The 25919-nt window shown below is 49.5% G+C and carries 25 protein-coding genes; 21 read left to right on the top strand and 4 right to left on the bottom strand.

The features are described 5' to 3' along the window. Positions 1–123: 123 nt before the first annotated feature. The 5 genes from MHI42_RS03585 (at position 124) to MHI42_RS03565 (ending at position 5628) form a co-directional block, all read left to right on the top strand. Complete coding sequence (locus MHI42_RS03585) at positions 124–918, top strand: DUF2087 domain-containing protein (protein ID WP_342424682.1); 795 nt, start codon at positions 124–126, stop codon at positions 916–918. Positions 919–974: 56 nt separating this feature from the next. After that, on the top strand, positions 975–1364 hold the full coding sequence (locus tag MHI42_RS03580) for a GIY-YIG nuclease family protein (protein ID WP_171719337.1): 390 nt from the start codon (positions 975–977) through the stop codon (positions 1362–1364). A gap of 64 nt (positions 1365–1428) precedes the next feature. After that, entirely contained in the window at positions 1429–1824 is a 396-nt protein-coding gene (locus tag MHI42_RS03575; RefSeq protein WP_342422791.1) for a DnaJ family domain-containing protein, read from the top strand. Positions 1825–2367: 543 nt separating this feature from the next. Then, entirely contained in the window at positions 2368–4860 is a 2493-nt protein-coding gene (gene hrpB / locus MHI42_RS03570) for an ATP-dependent helicase HrpB (protein WP_342422790.1), read from the top strand. Between the two features lie 111 nt (positions 4861–4971). After that, positions 4972–5628 (top strand): general stress protein, encoded by a 657-nt coding sequence (locus MHI42_RS03565; protein WP_171719340.1) that lies wholly within the window; start codon positions 4972–4974, stop codon positions 5626–5628. A 133-nt stretch (positions 5629–5761) separates the two neighbouring features. On the opposite strand, the gene MHI42_RS03560 is transcribed toward MHI42_RS03565, so the two are convergent. Next, positions 5762–6280 carry a GNAT family N-acetyltransferase gene (locus MHI42_RS03560; RefSeq protein WP_342422789.1) on the bottom strand — a complete coding sequence of 173 codons (519 nt, stop codon included), beginning with the start codon at positions 6278–6280 and terminating at the stop codon, positions 5762–5764. 1822 nt (positions 6281–8102) lie between these two features. Between MHI42_RS03560 and MHI42_RS03555 the strand changes: the two genes are divergently transcribed. Then, positions 8103–8462, top strand: coding sequence for a helix-turn-helix transcriptional regulator (locus tag MHI42_RS03555; RefSeq protein ID WP_039292873.1), 360 nt, complete (start codon positions 8103–8105; stop codon positions 8460–8462). Positions 8463–8496: 34 nt separating this feature from the next. Here MHI42_RS03555 and MHI42_RS03550 read toward each other — a convergent pair whose 3' ends face one another. Beyond that, a complete protein-coding gene (locus tag MHI42_RS03550; protein ID WP_342422788.1) occupies positions 8497–9060 on the bottom strand; it encodes a TraR/DksA C4-type zinc finger protein in 564 nt (187 codons plus the stop codon). Positions 9061–9250: 190 nt separating this feature from the next. Between MHI42_RS03550 and MHI42_RS03545 the strand changes: the two genes are divergently transcribed. From MHI42_RS03545 to MHI42_RS03520, 6 genes are all read left to right on the top strand, one after another. Next, entirely contained in the window at positions 9251–9634 is a 384-nt protein-coding gene (locus MHI42_RS03545; RefSeq protein ID WP_042136936.1) for a DivIVA domain-containing protein, read from the top strand. Between the two features lie 100 nt (positions 9635–9734). Beyond that, positions 9735–12476: a CHASE3 domain-containing protein gene (locus tag MHI42_RS03540; RefSeq protein ID WP_342422787.1), complete on the top strand. Its 2742-nt coding sequence runs from the start codon at positions 9735–9737 to the stop codon at positions 12474–12476. 336 nt (positions 12477–12812) lie between these two features. Beyond that, complete coding sequence (locus MHI42_RS03535) at positions 12813–13679, top strand: PRD domain-containing protein (RefSeq protein WP_171719345.1); 867 nt, start codon at positions 12813–12815, stop codon at positions 13677–13679. A gap of 21 nt (positions 13680–13700) precedes the next feature. After that, positions 13701–14210 (top strand): PTS glucose transporter subunit IIA, encoded by a 510-nt coding sequence (locus MHI42_RS03530; RefSeq protein ID WP_342422786.1) that lies wholly within the window; start codon positions 13701–13703, stop codon positions 14208–14210. A gap of 42 nt (positions 14211–14252) precedes the next feature. After that, positions 14253–15704 carry an N-acetylglucosamine-specific PTS transporter subunit IIBC gene (gene nagE / locus MHI42_RS03525; RefSeq protein ID WP_171719347.1) on the top strand — a complete coding sequence of 484 codons (1452 nt, stop codon included), beginning with the start codon at positions 14253–14255 and terminating at the stop codon, positions 15702–15704. Between the two features lie 126 nt (positions 15705–15830). Next, a complete protein-coding gene (locus MHI42_RS03520) occupies positions 15831–16145 on the top strand; it encodes a hypothetical protein (protein WP_076244921.1) in 315 nt (104 codons plus the stop codon). 229 nt (positions 16146–16374) lie between these two features. On the opposite strand, the gene MHI42_RS03515 is transcribed toward MHI42_RS03520, so the two are convergent. After that, entirely contained in the window at positions 16375–16647 is a 273-nt protein-coding gene (locus MHI42_RS03515) for a hypothetical protein (RefSeq protein ID WP_342422785.1), read from the bottom strand. A gap of 241 nt (positions 16648–16888) precedes the next feature. On the opposite strand from MHI42_RS03515, the gene MHI42_RS03510 reads away from it, so the two are divergent. From MHI42_RS03510 to MHI42_RS03495, 4 genes are read left to right on the top strand one after another with little or no spacing between them, the layout of a single operon-like run. Then, a complete protein-coding gene (locus tag MHI42_RS03510) occupies positions 16889–17404 on the top strand; it encodes a sigma-70 family RNA polymerase sigma factor (protein WP_042136946.1) in 516 nt (171 codons plus the stop codon). A 23-nt stretch (positions 17405–17427) separates the two neighbouring features. Beyond that, complete coding sequence (locus MHI42_RS03505; protein WP_342422784.1) at positions 17428–18552, top strand: hypothetical protein; 1125 nt, start codon at positions 17428–17430, stop codon at positions 18550–18552. Beyond that, positions 18549–19532, top strand: coding sequence for an ABC transporter ATP-binding protein (locus MHI42_RS03500; RefSeq protein WP_342422783.1), 984 nt, complete (start codon positions 18549–18551; stop codon positions 19530–19532). Before MHI42_RS03505 ends, MHI42_RS03500 begins: the two co-directional genes overlap by 4 nt. Further along, positions 19529–20410 carry an ABC transporter permease gene (locus MHI42_RS03495; RefSeq protein ID WP_342422782.1) on the top strand — a complete coding sequence of 294 codons (882 nt, stop codon included), beginning with the start codon at positions 19529–19531 and terminating at the stop codon, positions 20408–20410. The genes MHI42_RS03500 and MHI42_RS03495 overlap by 4 nt, the downstream gene beginning before the upstream one ends. Positions 20411–20484: 74 nt before the next feature. Here the strand turns inward: MHI42_RS03495 and MHI42_RS03490 are convergent, their stop codons facing one another. Further along, complete coding sequence (locus MHI42_RS03490) at positions 20485–20811, bottom strand: helix-turn-helix domain-containing protein (RefSeq protein ID WP_039292833.1); 327 nt, start codon at positions 20809–20811, stop codon at positions 20485–20487. Between the two features lie 293 nt (positions 20812–21104). Between MHI42_RS03490 and MHI42_RS03485 the strand changes: the two genes are divergently transcribed. The 5 genes from MHI42_RS03485 (at position 21105) to MHI42_RS03465 (ending at position 25869) form a co-directional block, all read left to right on the top strand. Beyond that, complete coding sequence (locus MHI42_RS03485) at positions 21105–21887, top strand: GTP cyclohydrolase II (protein ID WP_342422781.1); 783 nt, start codon at positions 21105–21107, stop codon at positions 21885–21887. 110 nt (positions 21888–21997) lie between these two features. Beyond that, positions 21998–23053, top strand: a complete 1056-nt coding sequence (locus MHI42_RS03480; RefSeq protein WP_342422780.1) for an ABC transporter ATP-binding protein — start codon at positions 21998–22000, stop codon at positions 23051–23053. Positions 23054–23123: 70 nt separating this feature from the next. Next, entirely contained in the window at positions 23124–23918 is a 795-nt protein-coding gene (locus MHI42_RS03475; RefSeq protein WP_342424681.1) for an ABC-2 family transporter protein, read from the top strand. 6 nt (positions 23919–23924) lie between these two features. Further along, positions 23925–24710 (top strand): ABC-2 family transporter protein, encoded by a 786-nt coding sequence (locus tag MHI42_RS03470; protein ID WP_039292825.1) that lies wholly within the window; start codon positions 23925–23927, stop codon positions 24708–24710. 184 nt (positions 24711–24894) lie between these two features. Further along, entirely contained in the window at positions 24895–25869 is a 975-nt protein-coding gene (locus tag MHI42_RS03465; protein WP_171719353.1) for an ROK family protein, read from the top strand. Positions 25870–25919 lie beyond the last annotated feature (50 nt).

The raw sequence follows: 25919 nt of genomic DNA, 5'->3' as shown, positions 1-25919 counted from the left end.
TCCAGAGACACTGCCATGATTGGCAGTGTTTTTGTTTTTTAAACAAACAATCTAATTAGATAGTTGTAAAATAACAAACGTAATGATATTATGTCTATATAAAAACAAACAAAGAATGTGGTGATCCAGTTGTCGGAAGGAAATGAAGCGATCCGGATTTCGGAGAAATTCTGGAATGCTTCCATTGCAGTATTGAAGAAGGGCTACACGTGTGAAGGTGACGGACACCTGGCTGTGTTCCATTGTCTGGTCTGCGGTGAGCAGTTCGAGAAGGGTATTATTTATAAGGATGGGGACAAATTCTATGAAGCTGAGAGGTTCGCAGCCCTGCATGTAGAGAGCACGCATGGGGGGATGTTCACTTGGCTGCTTACGCTGGATAAGAAGCTGACCGGATTAACGGAGCTGCAGAAAGGTCTGCTGCAGGCCTTCCGTCAAAGTCTCAGTGACGCTGAGGCTGCCAAAGAGCTGGGAATCGGCAGCACGTCCACCGTTCGCAATCACCGGTTCACCCTTAGGGAGAAGGTGAAGCAGGCCAGGCTATTCCTGGCTGTAATGGAGCTGGCCGAAGAGAAGCCGGGGGCTTCATCCCCTTTTGTCAGTATTCCGCGTACGGCTGTGATGGTTGATGAACGGTTCGCCATTACTGAACAGGAGAATAGCGAGATATTGGGTGCCTATTTCAAACAGGGCCTGGACGGCCCTTTATCAGAGTTCCCGAAGAAACAGAAACGCAAAGCGGCAATTCTGCGGCATTTGATCCAGCGTTTCGAGACGGGACGCCAGTACAGTGAGAAAGAAATTAACGCCGTGCTGGAATCGGCTTATTCCGATTATGTGACGCTGCGGCGCTACCTGATCGATTACGGACTGCTGGACCGCGAAGATGATGGAAGCAGCTACTGGGTGAAATTATAGCAGAAGCTTATGGAAGAATAGATAGGCTAACGCAGATGAGAAGGAGAGACAAGAGAATGGATAAATCAAGACGCAAAGAGCTGGGATATAATTATGCGCACTCGCACAGGCCGATGGGGGTATACAGAATTGTAAACACCGGCAATGACAAAGCGTATGTAGGAAGCAGCCTGAATCTCGACGGAGTCTGGAACAAGCATAAGTTCATGCTGGATATCAACAACCATGACAACAAGGAGCTGCAGGCCGATTGGAATAAATATGGTGAGGCCGGATTCCGTTTTGAGGTATTGGAGCAGATTAAGCCTGAAGAGGATTTCGTGGCAGATGTACAGGAACTGAAGAAATACCGCAAAATGCTGCCGGAGCTGGAGACCAAATGGCTGGAGCAGCTGTCTCCTTACGGGGAGCGGGGTTATCATAAGGAGAAGGTAAACCGGGAATGAATTTCATCAGCGCCTGTGCTAAAATAAGGGCAAACAGCAGGTGCTGGCGAATGGAGCGGTGTGTATGGCTATATTATCTTGGCTTGCAGAACAGAGAATTCAGGAGGCCATGCGCAGCGGAGAGTTTGCTAATCTGCCGGGGCATGGCAAGCCGTTGGAACTGGAGGATCTCTCGGGAGTGCCTGAGGATCTGCGGATGTCCTACAAGATCATGAAGAATGCAGGGCTGCTCCCGGAGGAAGTCTCTCTGCGTGCGGAGTGTGTAACCCTGGAAGAATTGCTGGCCGCCTGCCATCGCAGCGGGAACAGCGATAGCGGCGAGCGCAAGGAGCTGGAATCCAAGCTGTCCCTCAAGCGCCTGCGTCTGCAGGTTCTGCTGCAGGAGCGCGGATTGGACGGCAGTGCGGCTTATATGGATTACGGCGATAAGATCCGGCAGCGCCTTGAAGGAATGGACTAGTAGGGAATATGTAGGAGCAGCCTCCGGTTTGAAGAACTGGGGGCTGTTTCTCTGTGTACATAGGTGGAGCTTAAAATATACATAGTCTGTACAGCAGAGGGTTGTAACGTGAGCTCTTATAGTGCAGACAATAATACAGAGCGTTAGCGGATAGTTGTATTTCCTGCAGTTAAAAGACGGAGATGAAGTGGATGATCCGGGATAACAGCATTCTGTACAACTAAAAATAGGAGAATTGTTCTTTTACGGCATAAGAGAATTTAATAAGTGTAGAGAGTGCAATTAAACCGGCTCTAAGGCAGAAATAGCCCGTTATAGTTGTACAAATTACAGTTAAAACTTGAGCCAGAGTCTCCGGTAAAGGAGAGCCTTCAATTCAAACAAGTCGTCCGTTGTTAGTCCGCAGGCAGTTTATAATCTTAATTTGAGCTGAACTCCTTGATATCCGGGACGGTTTCGCCCATGATAATGAAATGGATATAGCTGATTAAAGTATGTTAATTCCAATTATACCTAATTTGTAGCGGATGATGGAGAGATGAAATGAAGCAGCTTCCAATTATGCAGGTGCTCCCTGACCTGAAAAGAATACTTACAGATACTACTGCGGCAATACTGATCGCCGAGCCGGGAGCGGGTAAGACCACAGGGACCCCTCCGGCTTTTTTGGACGAGCCCTGGCTGGCCGGCAAAACCATTCTCATGCTGGAGCCCAGACGTCTGGCAGCCCGCTCGGCGGCGGCTTATATGGCTTCCTGTCTCGGGGAAAGTGTCGGTCAGACGGTCGGATACCGGATGCGGATGGATACCAGGGTCGGCAGGAATACGCGTATTGTTGTTGTTACAGAAGGCGTACTAACTAGAATGCTGCAAAGCGATCCTGCACTTGGTGATGTCGGACTCGTGATTTTCGATGAATTTCATGAGCGGAGCCTGCATGCTGATCTGGGGCTGGCGCTGACGCTCGAAGCGCAGAGTGTACTGAGGGAGGATCTGCGCATTCTGGTGATGTCGGCGACACTGGATGGTGAGCGGGTATCGGCTCTGCTTGGCGGGGCGCCGGTAGTCAATTGTCCGGGACGGACGTATCCGGTTGAAACGGTGTATGTACCGGGCCCCGACAAGATCTATCCCGAGATAGCGGCGGCGGGTGCCGTGCGCCGGGCACTTGCCGAGCAGCCGGGGGATGTACTGGTCTTCCTGCCGGGCGAACGGGAGATCCGCCGGACGGAGCAGGAGCTGGCCTCCGGAGGTCTTCCGGAGGGAACTGTGCTGCGTCCGCTCTACGGTCAGCTGCCGCAGCAGATGCAGGATGCAGCGGTCGCAGCGGCTGTACCGGGAGAACGCAAGGTCGTTCTGGCGACATCCATCGCTGAGACCAGTCTGACGATTGAAGGTGTGCGCACGGTGATTGACACGGGTCTAAGACGGACCCAGGTATTCTCTCCGCGCACCGGCATGCCGCGCCTGACCACGGTGCCGGTCTCGAAGGCCTCGGCGGATCAGCGGCGCGGCCGGGCCGGCCGCACGGCGCCGGGCGTGTGCTACCGGCTATGGAGCCGTGAGGAGCATGACCGCCTTCCGGACGATAACGTACCGGAGATTATGGAGACCGACCTGGCGCAGCTTGCCCTGGAGCTGGCGCTGTGGGGCGTGCCGGAGCCCGGATCGCTCGCCTGGCTCGATGCGCCGCCTGCCGCGCCTTACGCGCAGGCCACGGCGCTGCTGCGCCAGCTCGGCGCGCTGGACGCCGGCGGCGCCATTACGCCGCACGGCCGCAGCATGGCCGCGCTCGGCGCGCACCCGCGCATCGCGCACATGCTGCTGCGCGCGGCAGACCTAGCAGCGGCGCCGCTCGCGGCACTGCTCGCGGCGCTGCTGCAGGAGCGGGACCTTTTCAAGGGTCCCGCGGCACTAAGCAGCGACCTCACGCTGCGCGTGGAGGCGCTGCTCGGGTCCGGGCGCTCCGCGGCCGGCGGCGGAGCGGACCCGCAGGCTCTTCGCGCGGTGCAGCGCGAGAGCCGGAACTTCCTGGCGCAGCTGCAGGCAGCGCCGGGCGGACCGCCTGACAACATCAGCCTCAGCGGGCTGCTGTTGTCGTTCGCCTATCCCGACCGCATCGGGCAAAAACGCGGCGATGGCGCGTTTCTCCTCTCCGGCGGCCGGGGGGCGGCGATGCGCGAGGGCCAGCCGCTGGCGCGCTCGCCCTATATTGTGGCGCCCGGCGTGGATGACCGTGCCGGGCAGAGCCGGATCATGCTTGCCGCAGAGCTCTCCGAGCAGGATCTGCTGAAGCATCATGCGGACAGCCTTCTTGAAGAGCGCGAAGTCTACTGGGACAGCGAGAGCGGAAGCGTGAAGGCGCGCAGAGTAACCCGGCTGGGCGCACTCATCCTGAAGGAGACGACGCATGAACGCGCAACCGCAGAAGAGACGGAACACGTACTGCTTAAAGTGATTGCTGCAGAAGGGCTGGAACGGCTGCCGTGGGACAAGGGAACTATCCAGCTTCGCCAGCGGATGGGCTTCCTTCATGCCTTGCGGGCGGACTTTCCGGATATGTCCGATGCTGCGCTATGCGATACCCTGGACGAGTGGCTGGCCCCGTATATCCATGGAATGCGCAATCTGCGCGATCTGCAGCGTGTGAATCTGACGCAGGCTTTGGAGAATATGCTGGACTGGAACAGCAGGCAGACGCTGAATAGAGAAGCGCCCACACATATTACCGTGCCTAGCGGTTCGCGTATTCCACTGGATTACAGCAATCCGGGATCTCCGGTATTGGCCGTGAGGCTGCAGGAAATGTTCGGGCAGACCGATACGCCGAGGATTGGCGGAGGGAAGATTCCGGTGCTGCTGCATCTGTTGTCTCCGGCCAGAAGACCGATGCAGGTGACCTCAGACCTGGCCAGCTTCTGGCAGGGCACTTATTTTGAGGTCAAAAAAGATTTGAAAGGCCGCTACCCCAAGCACTACTGGCCGGATGATCCGCTGCAGGCTATTCCAACCAACCGCACCCGTCCGTCCAAATAAACATTTTTGCATATTAACGCAAATTAGCCCGCAAAGAATTGGAATCGCTGTTTGGCACACCTGTGAACGGGTAATACAATAGCGAACGACAATTTCGAAGGAGGGCTTCAAGTGACAGATAAAATCGTAGGTGTATTCGATACAGAACAAGAAGCGACCAGAGCAATTGAAAGTTTACAGAGTCAAGGGTTCACTAACGACGATATTTCAGTAATTACACGGGATCGTGATGATTTAAAAAGCATTTCCGAGGATACAGGAACGATGGCGCCGGAAGGCGTAGCAACAGGAGCGGCAACCGGGGGCGTAGTCGGCGGAATCACCGGATTACTTGCAGGAATCGGCGCACTCGCTATCCCGGGGATAGGACCGATCCTTGCAGCAGGTCCCATTGTAGCCACTTTAACAGGTGCTGCAATCGGCGCAGGTGCAGGCGGACTCGTGGGCGGATTAATCGGACTCGGCATTCCGGAGGATGAAGCGCGTGATTACGAAGGATACGTGGACAGCGGCAAAATCCTCGTCCTCGTTGACGACAACGGCCGCGGCAGGGATATCCATAATGTTTTCCGGGGCAACCGTTCCCTTAATGCAAGCCGTTACGACAGTCTCTATGCAGACAATACCGTAAACAGCACACTGGCAGACCGCGGACCTACGAATCCCGATATTATTCCTGAGGATACGAGGGTCGGTAACACGCTGGGCAACAGAGGTGCGATGAACGCCGACAGCGATCCGGATCTCTATAACCGCGACAAATTCTAAATGAGCAAATTGCCTGAACATGATCATAAATGATAACAAGGACTGCCTTACAGGAGCATTTGGCCTGAGGCAGTCCTTATTGCTTTTATCCAGAGGTTACCTTTTTGCAGAGTAAGGCCATGTCAGGGTTAAGCTAAATAAGCTTTTTCGTCATTATATAATCCGTCTGTTCCTCATCGCCCATATAGAAAGAGTGCATCCCCGTCTGGACAAACCCCATTTTTGTATAAAAAGCAATCGCACTCCCGTTTCGTTCCCACACGCCGAGCCAAATTTTCTCGATATTCCGCTCTACCGCAATTGCTATGGCTTTATTTATCAGATATTTTCCAAGTCCCTGTTTGTGAAAAGGCCTCCTGATATAGATCCGCTCAATTTCAAGCGAATGGTTACCCATATATTCAGATTGGGCCTCATTCGTGTTTACCTTTAAATACCCGGCAAGCTCCCCTTTAGAATAGATGAAATAGAATTCAGAAGCGGTATTAGATAACTCGATATTTAATTGCTCCAGGTTAAAAGCTTTCTCTAAATAGGCTTGCATAACTTCCGCAGAATTTTGATGCTCAAATGTATCCCTGAAGGTCTCAACACTAATTTCTTGAAGTAAGCCCAAATCGCCGGCCGAGCATTTTGTTATAGTTATATTCATTTACGATTCCTCCTTATCTCAAACATTCTTCCGTTATTACAACTAGCCTGTATAAGCTGAACTTCAGAGACTAACGACACTAACTAAAATCCTGCACGAAATACATCATTTCCGGCAGAATATCGAGTATATTCGAAAATTGTTGTAGAAAAAGCAGCATTACCCTGTGTTTGAGCCGCTATGCGTGGTCGATTCTTGTATTTCATACAACAATCCTTACGAATTACCTTGGATCAATACATACAGGTTGCAATTTGTACAACATTGAGGTCTTGTTCGGTTCGGGTAATCTTGCCGTGTCTGCTGCAGCCCGCAATATTATTTTCACAGGGTGGTAAAAAAATAGTACATGATTTATGTTGCATTTACAACAATAAATCTGTGAATTGAAGTGTAATTTCAATACATGAAAAATTCACATTAGAAACTCCAGCATTAAAAAGAAGTAAAGTACCAAACAAAGAAAGAAACAGACAATACAAACAGACAGGGAGGCAGACTAGAAAAACATACAAAGAAAAACCGATGAGAAAAACACACAAACTAAAACAGATGGAGAAAAACAGACGAGAAAGACACACAAACAAAAACAGACCAAGAACACACACAAACTAAACCCGGATAATTAAAACACAATAATAAAAACCGACCAAAATAGCACACAGACAAAAACAAATGAAATAAAAAGAAGGACGAAATCAGATGGATAAAATAACTCAATGTAGACCAGCAGAAGAGCAACAAAAGACCAAGAAAAGAGGAACAGAAGACCAAGAAAAACAGACCAAGAACACACACAAACTAAAACCGGCTAAGTAAAACACAAAAACAAAAACCGACCAAAATAGCACACAGACAAAAACAAATGAAATAAAAGGAAGGACGGAATCAGATGGATAAAATAACTCAATGTAGACCAGCAGTAGACCAGCAGAACACCAACAGTACACCAGCAGAAGACCAACAGAACACTAGCAGAACACCAACAGAACACCAACAGAAGATCAACAGAAGACCAAAGAACAAACCAAAAATCCTGTTGATATAATAACACTATGTGAAAAATTCATAATAGTTTGATAAAATTAAACAAACTCAACATCTATATTTACTTTTTTAGATGCTCAATAATAGATCACTATAAATAAACTCCCAAATGAAAAAATCATAATGAATAAGTCCAGTCAGTAGGGGATCAAGATGGAACTGACCAATTGTATATTTCGTTACCTTAACTTGGCGGTCTCTTCATGACTAATCCGCATGTAATGCGGACTGAGATTCCGCTAACCTGTTAATTCTGGCTAAATACAGGGGGATGCGGACTGAGATTCCGTTAAGCATTCTGAAATGCCCCGATTTACACTCAAATGAACAAGATAACGGAATCTCAGTCCGTTTCAGCCGTATAAAGTGGGTTTTCAGCGAAATAACGATTTCTCAGTCCGCTTGAGCAAGCAAGGGCAATTCGCCGCACTGACCCTAGGTATTCTTCAAATTCATCATATGAAAAATTCACAATAGAAGTACAAAAAAATACCACCGCGTACCTACCTACCCATACGCCTTAAACCAAACTCAACATATACCTATCAAACTTTTCGAACCGGAAAAAGGAACCTTTAATTCAAACCCTTCCGATATCCTGAATTTTTACTTGGGCATTACTTGTTGTGAATGATGGGAAATAGGGTTTATACTAGGGATACAAGTAAGTTAAAACAAACTGTAAACAACCCTATCAAAGAAATCATATCAAACAAATCTATCAAACAATCTATATCAAACAATCCATATCAAAAAAACACCCAGGAGGTGTCCTATGGCGTTTATGATTGCCCAGCGGGCGTTTATAAAGGTATATCTGATTACGATGGTGGAACAGCACAAAGGATACGGTTATCAGATGCTGGAGGATCTGCGGAGAGATTTCAAAGCGTATGGGTATTCTCCTCCCCAAAGTGAAATTTACCGTGCGCTGCATGAATTAGTGCAGCAGGGAATACTTTACCGCACGAAGCAGCTAAAGGGCAGTGATCCCAAAGTCGATTTTCAGGAGATTGTCCTATACCATTTCACTGCTGACGGGGAGGAGAAGGCCAAGCTGTACAAAAAACAGGTGAAGACTGATCTGGACCGCTGTCTGGGGATACTGAATAAGGCAGTAGCAGACAACTTCTGAAGCTAATCTATTGATCCGTCATTCCGCCCGTAGCTCAGGAATCCTCATCCTCCGTATCCTGCCCGGGAGGGGTGACAGGTGAGCTTGCACTGCCGTAATCCTCGACAGCTTCCCAGGCACCGGCGTCATCGAATCTCCCGCTATGCTCCTGCCGTCCCTGGCCCGCGCCGGAAGGCGGCGGAGTCATGACTTCTTCTTCCACGGGACGCACGTCTGAATTCCGGCTGGACGGTGCATACTCAACGGCGTAACGGGTGTAGGGGATGGCTTCAAGACGTTCATAAGGAATCTCTTGCTTGCTGATTTCACAGATTCCATAAGTACCGTCTTCGATCCGCTGAAGGGCAGCTTCGATATCGGTTAATTCTTCGGATAGTGAAGTGTTGATGGACAGGTCGCGGCTGCGTTCAAAAGTTTCGGTTCCTGTATCGGCAGGGTGGTTATCGATTGAAGAGAGTTCTCCCGTAGAGAGTGTGAGTGAATCGCCCAGCAGGCTGTCTTCAGCTCCATTGCTGGAGAAATGCTGTTCCAGTTCTGTTCTGCGCTCCTCAAGTAGCTGCCGGAGCTTAGTCAACTCTGATTTTGTTAAGTGGCTCATCGGGTCATCTTCCTTTCGGGTGTACGTAGTGGTTATACTGTTGTAATCTTTCCTTACCCTATTGTCCCAGAGTGCAATCAGCAGGCTCCGTTCTGCTGAAATGCAACTTTAGTGATGTTTTCAGGTTGCTTTCACCCTGTTATAATAATTACTGCCGGATGAATGCAGCATAACTTTGGAGGTTACTTAAATGGACGAACATATGAAACGCCGGTTGGACAAGCAAAGAAAGCTGTTCAGCCAGCTCGGAATTACTCTGGATGCACTTACTATTCATGAGAAGGAGTTCAGCATGAAGCTTCGCGGTTACGATGCCGAGGAAGTGGATACGTTTCTGGATAGTGTAATTAAGGATTATGAGCGGTTCTATGCTACCATTGCCGATCTGATGGACAAGTGGCAGGAGCAGCAGATTGAAATGAAGGAGTTGAAGGCCGAGACCAAGGCAGCAACAGCACCTGCTCCGGTTATCAAAGGGATCGATCCGCTGGATTTGGAAGAAATTATTATTAAACTGGAAGCCAATGTACGGCAGCTCAAGGATAGATTGCCGCGCACAGAAGGATATTTGTAGGGCTACACACAGGCAATCCGGTCTACTTGTTAACCTTTGCTCCAGCCTTTACAATTATAGGAAATGCAGTATATTATAACGCAAGATGGGGGTTGGACCATTGCCGGAGAAGCATGCGTGGAGCTTGAAGATCCGTGGCAAAATCGCACTTGGATATGTCATCATTTTATTAATGCTGGGGCTGTTTCTGGTTATCGTCTCCAACAGGATTACCAGCCTGGAGAAAGAAACCGTGTTTCTGAGTGACCATGATATCGAGGTTCATGAACTTACATATCAAATTGAAAAAAATGTACTGGATATGGAGACCGGGCAAAGGGGATACGCCCTTACCGGGGACGAGTCTTACCTGGAGCCATATAACAACGGTCTTGTAGAGTGGCGGATTAATTTCGCGAAGCTAAACGGTCTGATTATAGATAATCCAGAGCAAGTGGGGAACCTGAATAACATTTCAGATAATATTGAGAAATGGATCGATGAGGCCGGCCAATATGTGGTTGATCTGAAGCGGAATGGCCAGAATGAGACTGTAAGTGCTTTTTTTCGCAATGACGCAGGTAAAATTGTAATCGATGCGATTCGCTCGCAATCCGATTACTTCCGCGATATTGAACGGACGCTTACCAATGAGCGTATAAGCAATCTTAAAGACAGCAACCATAAGCTGCTCATTACGATGTACATTCTTTGGGGTCTCGTTGCCTTATTAGCCTCACTCATTACCTATCTGCTCTCAGCCAGCATTGTGAATCCTTTGCACAGTGTGATCCGGGCCATTAACGAAATAGCCAGCGGAGGGAATAAGTCAGAGCGAATCAAAGTGAAGACGTTCGACGAGATCTATGAATTGGGAGAAGCGACCAATGGCCTGCTGGACACTGTGCAGCGGGATCAGTGGAACAGTGAACAGCTTACTTCGATGTCCATTGCACTGCAGGAAACGACGGATATGGCTGCTTTGTGCCGGATCTTTATCAACCGCCTGTCGCTGATGCTGGAAATGCAGTACGCCACTATATTTGTGCTTAACCGGGATGAGCTTTTTGAGCGGATGTACTCCTATGCTGGAGCCGAGAATAAAGAAGCCCGTTTAAGCGGAGATCTCGTTCAGCCTGGAGCGGGTTTGATTGGCCAGTGCGCATTGGATCAGCGGGTTAACATTATCGAGCATCTGCCGGAGGATTATGTTTATATCTCTTCCGGGCTGGGCAGGACGGCTCCGCGGTTTGCGGTTATCGCTCCGATTGTTTTTGAGAACAAGACGGTAGCGGTGCTGGAGGTTGCTGCGCTTACCCGGTGGGCGCCTTATCATTTCGAGCTGCTGAATGAATTGCTGCAAATGATGGGCGTGACCGTCAATTCCGTGATGACCCGGATGGAGATTCAGAAGCTCCTGCATGATTCACAGGTTATGAATGAAGAGCTGCAGGTGCAATCCGAAGAGCTTCAGGTGCAGTCGGAGGAGCTTCAGGTACAGACTGAGGAGCTGCAGAACCAGACCAGTGAATTGCTGACAGTGAACAAGGAGCTTGAGGATCAGAAGTCTGTGGCAGAGAACGCAGCAATAGAGCTGGAGCGGTACAATGAACAGCTTGAGCTAAGCTCCCGCTATAAATCGGAGTTTCTGGCCAATATGTCACATGAACTGCGCACACCGCTCAATAGCATGCTGATTCTCTCGCAGCTGCTTACAGAGAACCGCAATCACACATTGACAGAAGAAGAACAGGGGTATGCCTCTGTGATTTACAATTCCGGCAGTGATTTGCTGAGTATGATTAATGATATTCTTGATCTCTCCAAGGTGGAGGCCGGCAAAATGCTGGTGGAAATGGATGCCGTTAATCTTACAGAGCTGCCGTCCCTGCTGCAGGGTTATTTCGGTAAGCTCGCTGAGGGAAGGAATTTAGAATTTGAGGTGAACATTGGCGCGGAGGCTCCCGATCTGTTCTTCACCGATGAAATGAGGATGCACCAGATCCTGCGTAATCTGCTATCCAATGCATTCAAATTCACACAGCATGGTTCAGTCTCTGTCGATGTCCACAAGCTGGATTCCTACTCGGATATGAATTACGCCATGAATGAATCCTTACTGTCCTTTGCTGTAAAAGATACGGGTATCGGCATTTCGGCGGAGAACCGCGAACTGATCTTTGAGGCCTTCCGTCAGGCTGACGGGACGACTGCGCGCAGATTCGGAGGAACCGGATTAGGGCTATCCATCTCGCTACAGTTGGCTAAGCTGCTGGGCGGACATATCAGTCTGGAGAGTGAAGAGGGTGCAGGCAGCACGTTCACGCTCTATCTTCCATGCCGTGAGCTGGACAGCGGGGAAGAGCCAGATAGCCTCCTGGGGCAGACTCAGGCAGCAGCAGCCTCTGAACAGTTAGAGTCTGCCGATCGGGAGACTCAGGTCAACAGCAAGGATTTGCTGTTTGAAAAGGAATTCCAGAAACTTCAGGGCAGAACTGTGCTGATTGTAGATGATGATGCACGTAATATTTTTGCACTGCAGAAGGGCCTGGAGCCTTATGAAATGAATATCCTCACTGCCCAGACAGGTTACGAGTGTCTGCAGATGGTCAGAGAACAGCCTGACTTGGATATTGTATTGCTTGACATCATGATGCCGAATCTCGATGGCTACGATACCTTGTCGATTATCCGGGAAGAACTATTACTCACAGAGCTTCCGATCATTGCGATTTCAGCCAAGACTATGAAGGAAGACCGTGAACGGTGTCTGACTGCAGGAGCATCAGATTTCATAAGCAAACCTGTAGTAATGAAAGATGTAGTCACCAGGATGTGCCGGTGGATACAGGAACGGACTTAATAAGCATACAACTGAAGAGTCAGGCAAGAACTCCTTCTAGAGAGCTCTGTCTGACTCTTTTTTATACGAAATTAAGGGATTATTATGCATAAATACTGAATAATGGTGCAGACTACAACGATACAGCCAGAGGGGCAGGGGCAAAACTTGACTTTTCGAAAAAGCCATTGACGGAATACAAGGTATGATTTATTATGAGATCATAAATGATCATTTATATGCAAGTGGCGTGTTACCTTAATAGGGCATGAGCCAAGATCTGATCTCATTCGTTTGAGTCAGTCTTGGCTCTTTTTTGTGCGAAAAATCAGGCAATGGACGGAAAGGAGGGAGAACTTGGCGAGGGAAAATGAACAATTTCAGGTTTTGCGGGTGATTGGAAATAATGTCGTGATGGTCCAAGGAGGCAAGAAAAGCAAGGAATATGTGATTATCGGCAAGGGCATCGGTTTTGCGCTTAAAGACGCAGGTGTGATTGATGCAGATGATCCCCGGATTGAGAAGCTGTTTCGGCTGGAGGACCGGGAGGAATGGAGCCAGTATCAGATTCTGCTGGAAGACATAGATCCCAAGGTCATGAGGATTACGGATGAGATTATTTCGGATATCGCCCGTGAGTTTCCCGGCAAGTTAAACGACAAGATCTATTTGGCGCTCCCCAGCCATATCCAGTTCACCATATTCCGCTTGCGGAGCGGTATGGACATTGTCAATCCGTTCCTTGAGGAAACCCGGATGACCTTTCCCAGGGAATTTGAGATCGCTTACAAGGCAGCGGAGAAGATCAGCGCGGAATTCGAGGTGCGGATTCCAGAAGATGAAGTCGGGTTCCTCACCTATCACGTATATTCTGCGGTCAGCAATGTGCCGGTTGGTCAGCTGGTCAAAGCCTCTAACATCGTCAGTGATCTGATGGATATGATCCGCAACGAACGCAATATTATTTTTGAACAGGGCAGTATGAATCATGTCCGGCTGATGGTACACCTGAGATTCTCTATTGAACGGATTCTGCAGGGTTCGCTCATTGATAATCCATTCGTGAAGCACATCAAGAAAGAATATAAGGATGAATACAAGCTGGCTCTCAAAATGGGAAAGATCATGCAGGGCAAGCTCGGTGTAGATGTACCGGAAGAAGAAATATGCTTCCTTGCCATGCATCTGCACCGGTTATTCCAGACCTTAGAGAAAAATAAATAAGAGCAGCAAGGAGTGACATTTATGTTTTCCAGATGGAAATCCAAAAAAGAAGAGAAACATGCTGAAGCAAGTATTGAGATAACCGCTCCAGTCAGCGGGCAAGCCGTTCCGTTAACTGAAGTGCCGGATGAGACGTTTGCCGGCGGGCATATGGGCAAGGGAATTGCCATAGAACCGACCGAGGGCAGATTAATCGCTCCCTTTGACGGAACAATCGCCCATGTGGTCAAAACCAATCATGCACTTATCCTGGAGCATTCCTCCGGTCTGCAGCTCCTAATGCATATTGGGATCGATACGGTCAGCCTGAAGGGAAACGGCTTCATCAGCAGTATTGCTACCGGAGATGAAGTGAAAGCAGGCCAGACGCTGATTGAATTCGATCTGGAGGCTATCCGCACCGCCGGATACCGTACCATTACACCGGTCATTGTGACCAGTAACGCGGAGTATACGCCTGTTGTGGACTTTCATTACGGCTCCGTTACTGCAGGGAAGAACAGTATTCTTACAGTGGCTTCAAAGCTATAAAAACATATACGTACTAATATGAAACCGGGAGATGATTTCATTATGTTAGCTTTTTTACAGAAGTTGGGTAAATCATTGATGCTACCAGTCGCCACATTGCCGGCGGCAGCGATTCTGCAAGGGTTCGCACTCATTAACTATGAGAAGGATTTCCATCTGGGGGCAGCAGGCAGATTCCTGAATCAATATGTTGCACCATTCCTTAATGCAGGCGCAGGTGCAATCTTCGGCAACCTTGCTCTAATCTTTGCCATTGGGGTGGCTATCGGATTCGCAGGGGATGCAGTGGCCGCGTTATCGGCACTCATAGCTTATCAGATTCTTGACAGTATTCTCAAAGTAATACCGGCCCAAATGCCGTTCATCGGTGACGATGTTAAGCTGAACATGGGTGTACTCGGCGGTATCTTTGCCGGGGCCTGGGCAGCATTCCTGTACAAGAAATATCACAATATCAAGATGCCGGATTGGCTTGGCTTCTTCGCAGGCAAACGTTTCGTTCCTATCATTACTGCAGTAACTACAATGGTTCTTGCTGTTCTGCTCGGTATGATCTGGAGTCCAATCCAGGATGTTATCAGTGACTTCGGTACCTGGGTCGTCGGTCTGGGAGCAGTAGGTGCATTTATCTTCGGCACCGCCAACCGTCTGTTGATTCCTTTTGGTCTGCATCATGTCATTAACGCAATTGCCTGGTTCCAGCTTGGTGATTTCACGAATGTTGCCGGAGATATTGTACATGGTGACCTGACGCGCTTCTTCGCCGGAGATAAATCTGCAGGGATATTCATGACAGGCTTCTTCCCGATTATGATGTTCGCACTGCCTGGTGCGGCACTGGCATTTATTCATACCGCCAAGCCTGAGAAACGCAAAATGGTCGCTTCCATCTTTATCGGTTCGGCGATTGCCTCCTTCCTGACAGGTATTACTGAGCCATTGGAATTCTCTTTCATGTTCCTTGCACCGGCTCTGTATGTTGTACACGCTTTGCTTACCGGTTTTGCCGGATTCCTGATGTATGTGCTGGATGTGAAGCTCGGGTTCGGTTTCTCTGCCGGGTTAATTGACTACCTGCTTAATATGAAGCTCTCCACCAATGCGTGGGTACTGATTCCTGTGGGGCTTGCATTCTTCGTTCTGTACTATGTACTGTTCCGGTTTATCATCGTCAAGTTCAACCTCAAAACACCTGGCCGTGAAGATGATACAGATGATGAACTGATTGACCTCGGCAAAGGTACAACAACCGTATCAGCTTCTTCCCGGGCTGCCAAGATTCTGGAGAACATCGGTGGCCCTGCGAACATCCGCAGCATTGATGCCTGCATTACCCGTCTGCGACTTAACGTTAACGATGACAAGGCGGTTAAGGACTCTGCACTTAAGCAGCTTGGCGCTTCCGGTGTAATGAGACTGGGGCAAGGGGCTGTACAGATTGTATTCGGACCGCAGTCCGAGCAGATTAAGGATGATATCCAAAAGCTGATGTAACTCTGCAGCGTAATAGTTATTCCGAAGCGGACATCTTGGATGTCTGCTTTTTTTTATGCAAACTATTGCAATATACATAATACCGAGTATAATACTTGGTATAAAGAAATTAAGGAGTCGGTACACATGTCAATCGATGATTATCTGGATCTTCTAAATTACGCCATAGCAATTAACGATGAACAGTGGCAGGCTGATCTCCTGGATCGCTTGAAGAACTATAAAGAGCTTGCGGAAGCACAGAAACAAGTGGATAGCGTAAGAGAGCTTTGGTCGCGGTTCGATCACATTAACTTCATGCTGCTGCAGTTATTCGATAAGCTGAGAGATCATGAGGATGATGAGGGTAGCGACCGGTGGAAAGAGCAGATTTGGGAGCTGAAGATGGAGCGGATTACCGTAGCCAAACAGATTCAGGATCGGTATATCAAGATCAGATAAGCCAGGCAAGGGATACACGGAGATATAATAAGGTAGAAGATACAGAAATATAAATAAGAAATAGACATAAAAAATAGACATAAAAAATGGCATGCAGTTAGTCTGCTCTGCCATGATATGCGAATATACTGTTAGAGTGAATTTAGCGGATTCACTTCAACAACTTGCGGTCACTTACTTGGACATTTGCATTCCTTCACGCATCATGGTCATACACATAGTCATCATTTCATCGCATTCCTGCATTTTCTTCATCATCATGTCCATATCCATGTCCATCATGCCCATTTCGGTCATTTTTTCCATGCACATCTTCATGTTTTTCATCTTGCACATCATGTCCTCCATACACATGTTCATCATCATTTCCATACACATCTTTTCCATCGTTAGCTCCACCTCTCAATTTATAATAGCTTACACTTTTTAAATTACTATATTTTACCGCCCAGAGCAACCTGTCTATACTAAATAGGTGCGTTATTTCATTAATTTTTGTCACATTTATGGATATTCTGACCTTGCGGATGGTAATTATCTGAATACTTAACATGGACATGTAGGGTACAGGTAGTGCCTGTTAATTGAATATTCATCGAACTTAAGGCCCCACTTTGTGGGGTTATTTTGCGTATCGGCAGCTCTTATGGTAAGAATGGGATGAATATTTGAAACGGGAATGATACAAATATGCTTCAGCCTTCGTCTTACTTATAGCTGCAGCGGATAAGGAGGATTACCTGATGGACATTCCGGAATCAGACAACTTTAAATCGATTTTTTATACACATTATCCAATCGTGCGCCGAAAGCTGTCCGCGCTTGTAAGGGATGAGAGTGCAGCCGATGATTTGGCGCAGGAGGTATTTCTGAGACTGTACAGAAATCCGCCGGATGATCCCGAAGCTCTGGGAGCCTGGCTGCATAGAGTGCTTACACGGATCGGATACGATTACCTGAACAAGCAAGTGCGGGAGCGAAGACTGATTAATAAGCAGGAGTTAATGTACGACACAGATGCCTCAGCCCCTACGGGGGAAGAAGTAGTGCTGGGCAAGCTGGACCAGGAAGATGTGCGGAGCTGGCTGGACGGGCTTCCCGAGCGGGACCGGCAGGCTCTGCTGCTTAAGTATTCGGGTTACAGCTATGCAGAGATCGCCGGAGAGCTCGGTGTGAAACCGCCGGTGGTAGGCACGCTGTTAAGCCGGGCTACCGCCAAATTGAAACAGCATGCGGTGAAGTCGCTTCCGCAAGAATAAGATCATCCGGGAGGAATGAAGCAATGAACAGTAGAGCAAACGGGAATTCTCAGCCCTTGGGAACAGATGTGGCATGGACTAAACTACAGGAGAAGCTCGCACAAGAAACGGTGAATCCGGTATGGGCGGATTGGGGCAAGCAGGAGGCGGCATTAGCGGGTCAGACAGAGGAAACCGTTATAGCGGATTCTGCGGCAAGAGAAATCAATTCTATATCTTCAGTAAGAGCAAGAGAAAATACAGGTTCAGAGCTTCCGCAGAATTCCATCCGCAAATCACGCAGACCAGTGCTGAGCCGCAGCCGTAAGTGGGCTGCTGCCGCTGCAGGGGTTGCCATCTTCGCCGCTATTCTGGCTACTCCAGTAGGCAATACCGCCATGGCAGCTATTCTGAACCAGTTCCGGATGCAGGATGTAGCGGTAGTGGAAGAGAGCGATCTGCGCGATATGTTCTATCAGGTGAGCGGGGAAGGGGATTTCCACAAGACGATGAATTCCTTTGGCACCTTCTCGATAGCTAACGGAACTGTCGAGGGCAAGCTACCGGTTGGGGAAATACAAGGAGTGCTGGGATATGAACCCCTGAAGGGCCAAGATATTACTGGTATGAAGACTGTAGAGGTGAGTCCGTCCCGTGATATTACCCTTACACTGAACGTGGATGAAGTGAATCAGGCGTTGAAGCGTGTAGGCTCGAACGATCTGCTGCCGGAGTCTGTGGACGGCAAACCGCTTACGCTGCATTTGCCCGAAATTGTGAATTATGACCTGTCTCCAGATCAGGAGCATTGGGCTACCCTGTCACAGATGAATACACCTGTAGTTACCGTTGATCCTTCTATAGATATAGATGAAGCGTTGGATGCGGTAGTTAACTTTCCGTTAATTCCCGATTATCTGAGAAGCGACCTGCAGAAGAGCCGGATTCTGTCCGGTGATATTCCGATGCCGCTGATAAAGGGAAGCAATGATGAACAGATTACGGTGGCCGACACCCCTGTTATTCTAACCGAAATGAAGTTCAGCAGAGGCTATAGCTATTCTGCAGTCTGGGTACAGGATGGTCAGATGCTCCAGCTTACGGGCGGAGATGTCTATCCGGATAGAGACAAGTTCATTCAGAAGGTACAGGAGTTGATCACACAATGAGCAGCGTACCTGCGATTGATGCTAACGCCCTGACCAAAGAGTATACTAATGGACGCGGTTGCCGGGATGTTACCATCACTGTGGGGAAAGGGGAAGCCTTCGGCTTCCTCGGCCCCAACGGTGCCGGCAAGAGTACGTTTGTCAAAATGCTGGTGGGACTCATCTCGCCCACGGGCGGGAATGCTTCCATCCTGGGTCACCCGCTCGGTTCTCTTGAAGCCAAAGCCAAGATGGGTTACTTGCCGGAGCTATACCGTTATCAGGAGTGGCTAACCGGAGAAGAGGTAGTCAGACTGCATGCCAGGCTTTGCCGGATCAAGAAGACTCTGGCGGATCGAAGGATTCCACAGCTGCTGCAGGAAGTGGGCATTGGTCAGCGCGGGAAGGACCGGGTTAAGCATTATTCCAAGGGAATGCAGCAGCGGCTGGGACTGGCTTGTGCGCTGGTCAATGAGCCGGAAATTATTTTTCTCGATGAACCCTCCTCTGCTCTTGATCCCATCGGGAGAATGGAAGTACGGATGATTCTGGAGCGGCTGAAGGAGAGGGGGATCACGATATTTCTCAACTCCCATTTGCTTGAGGATGTTGAAGTGCTGTGCGACCGGATGGCCCTGCTTAATAACGGGGCGGTCCTGCGGCACGGCAAAGTATCAGAGATCCTGAGCAAGCGGACCAGCTGGCATTTCAAAGTGGGCGGGTATACGCCTTTTTTGCTGTCCTGGCTAAATGAGCATACAGGGCTTACCATCCGGCAGACGGCCGCTGGAGCCGGAAAAACCGGGCAAGAACCGGAAGTAGGCAGCAGTGTCGTATGGCTGGAAGCAGAGCTGGACAACGAGGAGCAGGCGGGCTGGCTGAACGGGCTGATTGTGGAGCAGGGGATGACTCTATATGAAGTCACCCGCAAACAAGAACGGCTGGAAGAGTGGTTCATGGATGCCGTATCCGGACTTAGCCATAGGGGTGAGAGCGAATGAGTACCATACTTGAAATGACATGGAAGGAAATGCTGCGCAAAAAGGTGATGCTGCTGACTCTGCTGCTCACGGTTGTCTTTCTGATCGCCTTCTGGTTTGTGGCCGATACGGTTGGAAAGAATGACCCTGGGGCAGGGTCCATACATAACGGGAGCGAGCTGTTCACACGATTTACGAACGGAGCCTTTATTCTTAGTCTGGGATACTTCTTCGGCGCCTTTGTAATCGCCTTTCTGGCGATCTTCAGCTCGTTCTCGGTAATTGCCGGGGAAGCGGAACAGGGAGTCATGCAGGCACTGCTGCCCCGGCCGCTGCCCCGCTGGAAATGGTATCTTGGCCGCTGGCTCGGTTTCGTAACACTGGGTGTAAGTTATGCCTTCATTCTATTTCTGGCTATCCTGCTGATCACAAATGTCCATGCGAGTGTTCCCAGAGATCCGGCAGCACTAGTGAAGTCATTTCTGCTGTTTGCTTCTGTGGTTCCATTGTTAATCTCCGTATCCATGCTGGGCTCAGGGATCTTCTCGGCGCTGGGTAACGGTGTGTTCATGACGATGCTCTATGGGGCAGGGTTTCTGGGAGGAATGCTTGATAAGCTAAGCGGTTCGCTGCGTCTGGAGAACGACGCGCTGAATGTGCTGCATAATCTGACCGGAATTATGTCGATGCTGATGCCGGCAGATGCCTTGCAGCGCAGAATGACCGCAGAGCTGTTCAGTCTGAATGAGATTGGCGGTCTTGTTTCTCTTAGTAACGGCGGATTCAGCATCATTAATATCAGTGCGTACCCGTCAGTGTCATTCATCGTATATGCTGTGTGTTATACCGTAATTGCCTTTGCGATAGGGATTTTGCATTTTCAGCGCAAAGATTTATAAGACAAACAAACAGCGCCCTCAAAGTTTCCTGGTTAAGGAACTTCAGGGGCGCTGCTTCGCATGCAAGCCGGCAATCATTTGGTCACGCCAATCTCGATCCAATCCGTGGACCAGTTGCCGATTTCACCAAGAATGGGAGCCAGTGCCGTGCCTTTGTCGGTTAAGGAATACTCAATACGCACAGGCATTTCAGGATATACCGTCCGCTGAATAATCCCTTCGTTCTCCATTTCCTTCAGCCGGTCGGATAATACTTTGCCGCTTAGATTGGATAAGCAATGCTCGATTTCCCCGAATCTCCGCGGACCATCCATCAGTACGAATACGATCAGAGCAACCCACCGTTTACTAAGCACATCGACCGCTTTCTCGAAGCGTGGACACATTTCGAAATTGTTCATTAGCATCACCTCAACATTCATTATATCATAAACTTACAATAAGTAATCATTAATATTTAAATATATATTATAACTTGACGAACTTATATTACAATGATAAACTAACTTACAAATAGTTACTAGTGCAAATAATGAATATTAAAATTTTACGAACCAGGCATAGGCTATTACGCATTTTCGGGAGAAAAGTTGCTTGGGCTATGCTATCAAAACTAAGTGTATGCTTCCGAAGCAAGTTTTGCGAAACGGAATCGAAGAAGCTAATGCTATCAAAACTTTAGGACGGTGCACTCATGATCAAACCCGATATCCTTTCCATATTACAGAACAAAATCAAACGGATCTCAATGGATGATTCCACGAATATACTGGTTGGTCCCATTACCTTGCCGGTGAACCTGGACGGGGAGACCGTTACCTTCAAATGGTACAGCTGGCTGAAAGTGACGGATGAAGAGCTTCAGCAAGCGGAAGGTAAAGAGGCTACAGAGCTGCTTATCAGCCGGTTGTCTTCAATGAACCTTGCGGATGGACAACAGTCGAGCGTTCTTGTCTATGGGGATTTCGAGAACTCCGACGAAGCGCTGATCCGGATGCACAGCATTTGCCACACGGGTGATATTTTTGGCAGCAAACGCTGCGATTGCGGCTTCCAGCTGCACACATCGATGAAGATGATTGCCCAGCATGGTTCCGGTGCCCTCTTTTACCTGGCTAATCATGAGGGACGAGGCATCGGCCTGTTCAGCAAAGCCATGGCTTATATTTTGCAGGAAGAAGGATATGATACTGTTGAAGCTAATCTGGAGCTGGGCTTTGCCGATGATTCCAGAGATTACACAGACGCAATCAGCGTGCTTCAGCACCTGCGCAGCAAACCGGTGACCCTGATCACCAATAATCCGAAGAAGATGGAAGCTCTGAGAGCTGCCGGAATGAACACGGTCAAAAGAGTACCGCTATGGGGCGATGTCTCGGTCTTCAACGAAAAGTATCTGCGGACCAAAGTAGCCCGCTCCGGACACCTGGAGACTGTGCAGAGCGCGGATTTTTTTGAGGGCAGAGTAGCTAAATAAGCCGGCCGTACTCTGGCAGAGCAGAATGGTAAGGGAAATAGGTAGTACTTTTGGATTCATTCTATTATAATGGGGTACTGAACCCAATACTTAGCTTAGTGAGGTAACCTATGAATGCTATTCAAGTGCAGGACTTGCGCAAGACATTTAAAGTCCAAAAAAACCGCGAGGGCCTCAAAGGGGCCTTCGCTGATTTGTTTAAACGGCAATATTCCGAAGTGACCGCAGTGAAGGACATTTCGTTCAGTATTCCGGAAGGCGAAATATGCGGATACATCGGGGAGAACGGGGCCGGTAAATCGACCACGATTAAGATGCTCACCGGGATTCTTGTACCTACCGCCGGCAGTCTGTCTGTAGGCGGCTTCGTGCCGTATGCGGAACGGGAGAAGTTCGTACAGAATATCGGAGTCGTATTCGGACAGCGCAGCCAGCTCTGGTGGGATATCGGTGTCATCGAATCGTTCCAGCTGCTGCGCAAGGTGTACCGGGTCTCCGAGCAGGATTTCAAAAAACGGCTGGATGAGCTCGTCGAGCGACTGGAGCTGCAGGAGCTGCTGAACCGTCCGGTACGCAAGCTCAGTCTCGGACAGCGGATGCGTTGTGAGCTGGTCGCTGCGCTGCTGCACAATCCGTCGATACTGTTTCTGGATGAGCCGACGATTGGCCTTGATATTGTCGTGAAGTCGGAGATTCGTGAGTTTCTCAAGGATATGAACCGTGAGCATGGCACGACCATCCTGCTGACGACACATGATCTGCAGGATATTGAAGCGCTCTGCTCGCGGGTAATCATGCTCGATGACGGGCGGATTATCTATGACGGGGGTCTTGAGGATCTCAAGCAGCGGTGGGGAACCGGACGTGAGGTGCAGTTCCAGTTCGGTACTGCGACGAAGCTGCAGCAGCTTATGCAGTGGACAGAGGGAATGCCGGTTACCTGGACCGCCGAGAATGAGCTGGGTGCCAAGGTATGGATTCCGCTCGAGCTGAATGTATCGGATGTACTGGGCCGTGTGGTTGGACAGGCAGATATTACCGATATCAAAATCATTGAGACGAACACGGATGATATTGTCCGCAGTATTTATCAGTCAGGTTCGGCAGAGAAACCGGAAGAGAAGATAGCTGCACTCCTAGATGAGAAAGAGGTTATCCATGTCTGAGCAGCTTAATGGCGCAGTTGCCTCCTCCGGGGGCTCTTCAGGCGGTTCCGGAGAGAACGGACGCAGGCTGCTGCTCGGCGCTTATTTCGATTTCATCCGCATCCGCTTCCTGACGATGCTGGCCTACCGGATCAATTACTATTCAGGAATTCTGATCTACACGCTGAATATCGGGGTTAACTATTTCACCTGGAAAGCTATATATGGCAACGGGGAGTCGCTAGGCGGCTTTACCGGAGCACAGATGACTACGTATGTAGCCGTCTCGTGGATGGCCCGGGCGTTCTATTTCAATAACCTGGACAGGGAGATTTCTACCGATATCCGTGACGGCAGCATCGCGATTCAGTTCATCCGCCCTTATAACTATGTTCTGGTCAAAATGATGCAGGGACTTGGCGAAGGCCTGTTCCGCTTCATGATGCTGATGATTCCGGGCATGGTGATTGCCATTCTGCTGTTTCCGGTACAGCTGCCGACAGAACCCTCCGCCTGGATCGGTTTCCTGGTGATGCTCTTCTTCAGCTTCCTGATCAGCTCACAGATTAATATCATAACGGGGCTCTCTGCATTCTTCGTCGAGAATAATGAAGGGATGATGCGCATGAAGCGTGTTATCGTTGACCTGTTCTCCGGCCTGATCGTACCGATTACGCTGTTTCCGGTCTGGTTATCGTCCATTCTTAAGGTTCTGCCCTTTCAGGCCATCACGTATCTGCCGGGTTCCGTATTCACGGGCCGTGTGCAGGGAGTGGGCATATGGAATGTGCTGGGCATCCAGGTGATCTGGTTCCTGGTCCTGCTGGTTCCGATTGTCTGGCTATATCACGCAGCGCGCCAGCGGCTGTTCGTGCAGGGAGGTTGAGCCGGAATGTACTATTTGGGCTTGTTAATTGAATATCTGAAAAATTATATGAAGACAAGGTTGACTTACCGCGCTGATTTCTGGGTGGAGGTTGTTTCCGATCTGCTCTTCCAGGCAACGAACTTTATCTTCATTCTGGTCATTTTCATGCATACCGACAGCCTGGGCGGCTGGAATCAGAACGAAGTGGTGTTCGTCTACGGCTTCTTCATGGTGCCGTTCGGCGTGTTCAGCTGCTTCGTGAATATGTGGGGCTTCAGTGAGCGCTATATCGTCAAAGGCGAGATGGACCGCATTCTGACCCGTCCGGCGCATAACCTGTTCCAGATTTTCCTGGAAAATGTGGACCCGCCTTCACTTGTGGGCTCCTTCATCGGACTGATTGTTATGGCCATCAGCGGCAGCAATCTGGGCTTGCCGTTCGAATGGTGGACCATTCCGATGCTGATTATCCTGACACTCAGTGCGGTAGCAATCTATACCGGCATCTATACGACATTGACTTCACTGTCGTTCTACTCGGATGCGCCAACTGGTATTCTGCCGCTGATGTATAATATCCAGACCTACGGCCGTTATCCGGTTACGATCTACAACCGGGCGATTCAGGTGCTGCTAACCTGGATTATCCCGTTTGCCTTTGTTGGGATCTATCCGGCAGCCCTGTTCCTCCACCGTGATGAGATGAAGGGGATGGCGCTGCTGACCCCCGTAGTGGGTGCAGTGTTCCTCGGCATCGGCCTGATGGCCTGGAGCTATGGCGTTAAGCGGTACAAAGGTGCGGGGTCTTAAGGGATTCCGCAAAGAACATTATACAGGGTCGTCCAAGCAGCTATTCATTGGCTGGCGCGGACGGCCCTTTTTGTGTAGAAAATACTATAACAATGCTCAAAAAATCCTACCTGCCCAATCAATGAAAGCGCATAATAAGTGGTGAGAGTGAAGCCAGGACTATTACTGTAAAGGAGCAGAAGCGATGAACAATTATACTATAGGCGTCGATTTGGGCGGAACCAATATCAAAGCGGGATTGTTCGATGGGGATTTCAACGCAGTCGAGGAGCTGTCTCTGCCAACGGAAGCGGCGGCAGGACCGGCGCATGTGCTGGAGCGGATCAGGTTGGCCGTTACACAGCTGACAGAGGGCAAGGGGATAGATCAGCAGCAGATCACCTGTATGGGGATGGGCATTCCCGGTCTGCTGGACCCGGAGGAAGGCCTGTCGATCTTTTCGCCGAACTTTCCCGGATGGGAACAAATACATATAGTGAATGCAATGAAGCAATTTTACGATTTTCCGGTCTACATCGATAATGATGTGCGGGTTAACTTATATGGGGAATGGCAGCAGGGAGCCGGAAAAGGATGCCGTAACCTGGTGCTGCTCACACTTGGAACCGGACTCGGCTCAGGCATTGTCCATGACGGCAAGGTGTTGTACGGAACAACCTTCAGTGCTGGTGAAATCGGACATATGAATATGTACAGGCAGGGCCGGCCCTGCCGCTGCGGGAGCTCCGGCTGCCTCGGGAGGTATGTATCTGCTGTGGGTATGGTCAACACGTTCAAAGAGAAGCTGCTGGATGGCAGGAGCAGTCTGATTCAGACTTGGACGAATCAGGATGACGGACAAATTACCGCAAAAATGATTTCGGAGGCTTATGATCTCGGGGACCCGCTGGCGGTCGAAGTCATGCATGAAACCGGAGAACTGCTGGGGTACGGTCTGGCTAATGTAATTAATCTGCTGAACCCGGAGCTGATCATTATTGGAGGCGGCATGGCTGCCGCAGGAGAACGGCTGCTGGGCAGCGTCCGCGGCACTGTAAATGCTCATGCGCTGAAGCTCTCAGGGAGCAAATGCAGGATCGTTCAAGCCGAACTGGGGAGCAGGGCGGGCACACTTGGCGCAGCGGTATATGCGGACCAGAGACTGAATGCTCTTAAATGATGATTGACACGGGACAATGATCGGCGAAGATAAGCTTAGGGTGCTGCAAA

The organism is Paenibacillus sp. FSL E2-0178 (assembly GCF_038593005.1).
Classification (GTDB): Bacteria; Bacillota; Bacilli; order Paenibacillales; family Paenibacillaceae; genus Paenibacillus_AQ; species Paenibacillus_AQ phytohabitans.
Note: the sequence above shows the minus strand (reverse complement) of the source record. Positions and strands in the feature narration are given on the sequence as shown.

Coding starts and splice junctions, on each gene's coding strand:
- MHI42_RS03580 (WP_171719337.1), top strand. CDS start 975: ATGGATAAATCAAGACGCAAAGAGCTGGGATATAATTATGCGCACTCG.
- MHI42_RS03575 (WP_342422791.1), top strand. CDS start 1,429: ATGGCTATATTATCTTGGCTTGCAGAACAGAGAATTCAGGAGGCCATG.
- hrpB (WP_342422790.1), top strand. CDS start 2,368: ATGAAGCAGCTTCCAATTATGCAGGTGCTCCCTGACCTGAAAAGAATA.
- MHI42_RS03560 (WP_342422789.1), bottom strand. CDS start 6,280: ATGAATATAACTATAACAAAATGCTCGGCCGGCGATTTGGGCTTACTT.
- MHI42_RS03555 (WP_039292873.1), top strand. CDS start 8,103: ATGGCGTTTATGATTGCCCAGCGGGCGTTTATAAAGGTATATCTGATT.
- MHI42_RS03550 (WP_342422788.1), bottom strand. CDS start 9,060: ATGAGCCACTTAACAAAATCAGAGTTGACTAAGCTCCGGCAGCTACTT.
- MHI42_RS03545 (WP_042136936.1), top strand. CDS start 9,251: ATGGACGAACATATGAAACGCCGGTTGGACAAGCAAAGAAAGCTGTTC.
- MHI42_RS03530 (WP_342422786.1), top strand. CDS start 13,701: ATGTTTTCCAGATGGAAATCCAAAAAAGAAGAGAAACATGCTGAAGCA.
- nagE (WP_171719347.1), top strand. CDS start 14,253: ATGTTAGCTTTTTTACAGAAGTTGGGTAAATCATTGATGCTACCAGTC.
- MHI42_RS03520 (WP_076244921.1), top strand. CDS start 15,831: ATGTCAATCGATGATTATCTGGATCTTCTAAATTACGCCATAGCAATT.
- MHI42_RS03510 (WP_042136946.1), top strand. CDS start 16,889: ATGGACATTCCGGAATCAGACAACTTTAAATCGATTTTTTATACACAT.
- MHI42_RS03505 (WP_342422784.1), top strand. CDS start 17,428: ATGAACAGTAGAGCAAACGGGAATTCTCAGCCCTTGGGAACAGATGTG.
- MHI42_RS03500 (WP_342422783.1), top strand. CDS start 18,549: ATGAGCAGCGTACCTGCGATTGATGCTAACGCCCTGACCAAAGAGTAT.
- MHI42_RS03495 (WP_342422782.1), top strand. CDS start 19,529: ATGAGTACCATACTTGAAATGACATGGAAGGAAATGCTGCGCAAAAAG.
- MHI42_RS03490 (WP_039292833.1), bottom strand. CDS start 20,811: ATGAACAATTTCGAAATGTGTCCACGCTTCGAGAAAGCGGTCGATGTG.
- MHI42_RS03485 (WP_342422781.1), top strand. CDS start 21,105: ATGATCAAACCCGATATCCTTTCCATATTACAGAACAAAATCAAACGG.
- MHI42_RS03480 (WP_342422780.1), top strand. CDS start 21,998: ATGAATGCTATTCAAGTGCAGGACTTGCGCAAGACATTTAAAGTCCAA.
- MHI42_RS03470 (WP_039292825.1), top strand. CDS start 23,925: ATGTACTATTTGGGCTTGTTAATTGAATATCTGAAAAATTATATGAAG.
- MHI42_RS03465 (WP_171719353.1), top strand. CDS start 24,895: ATGAACAATTATACTATAGGCGTCGATTTGGGCGGAACCAATATCAAA.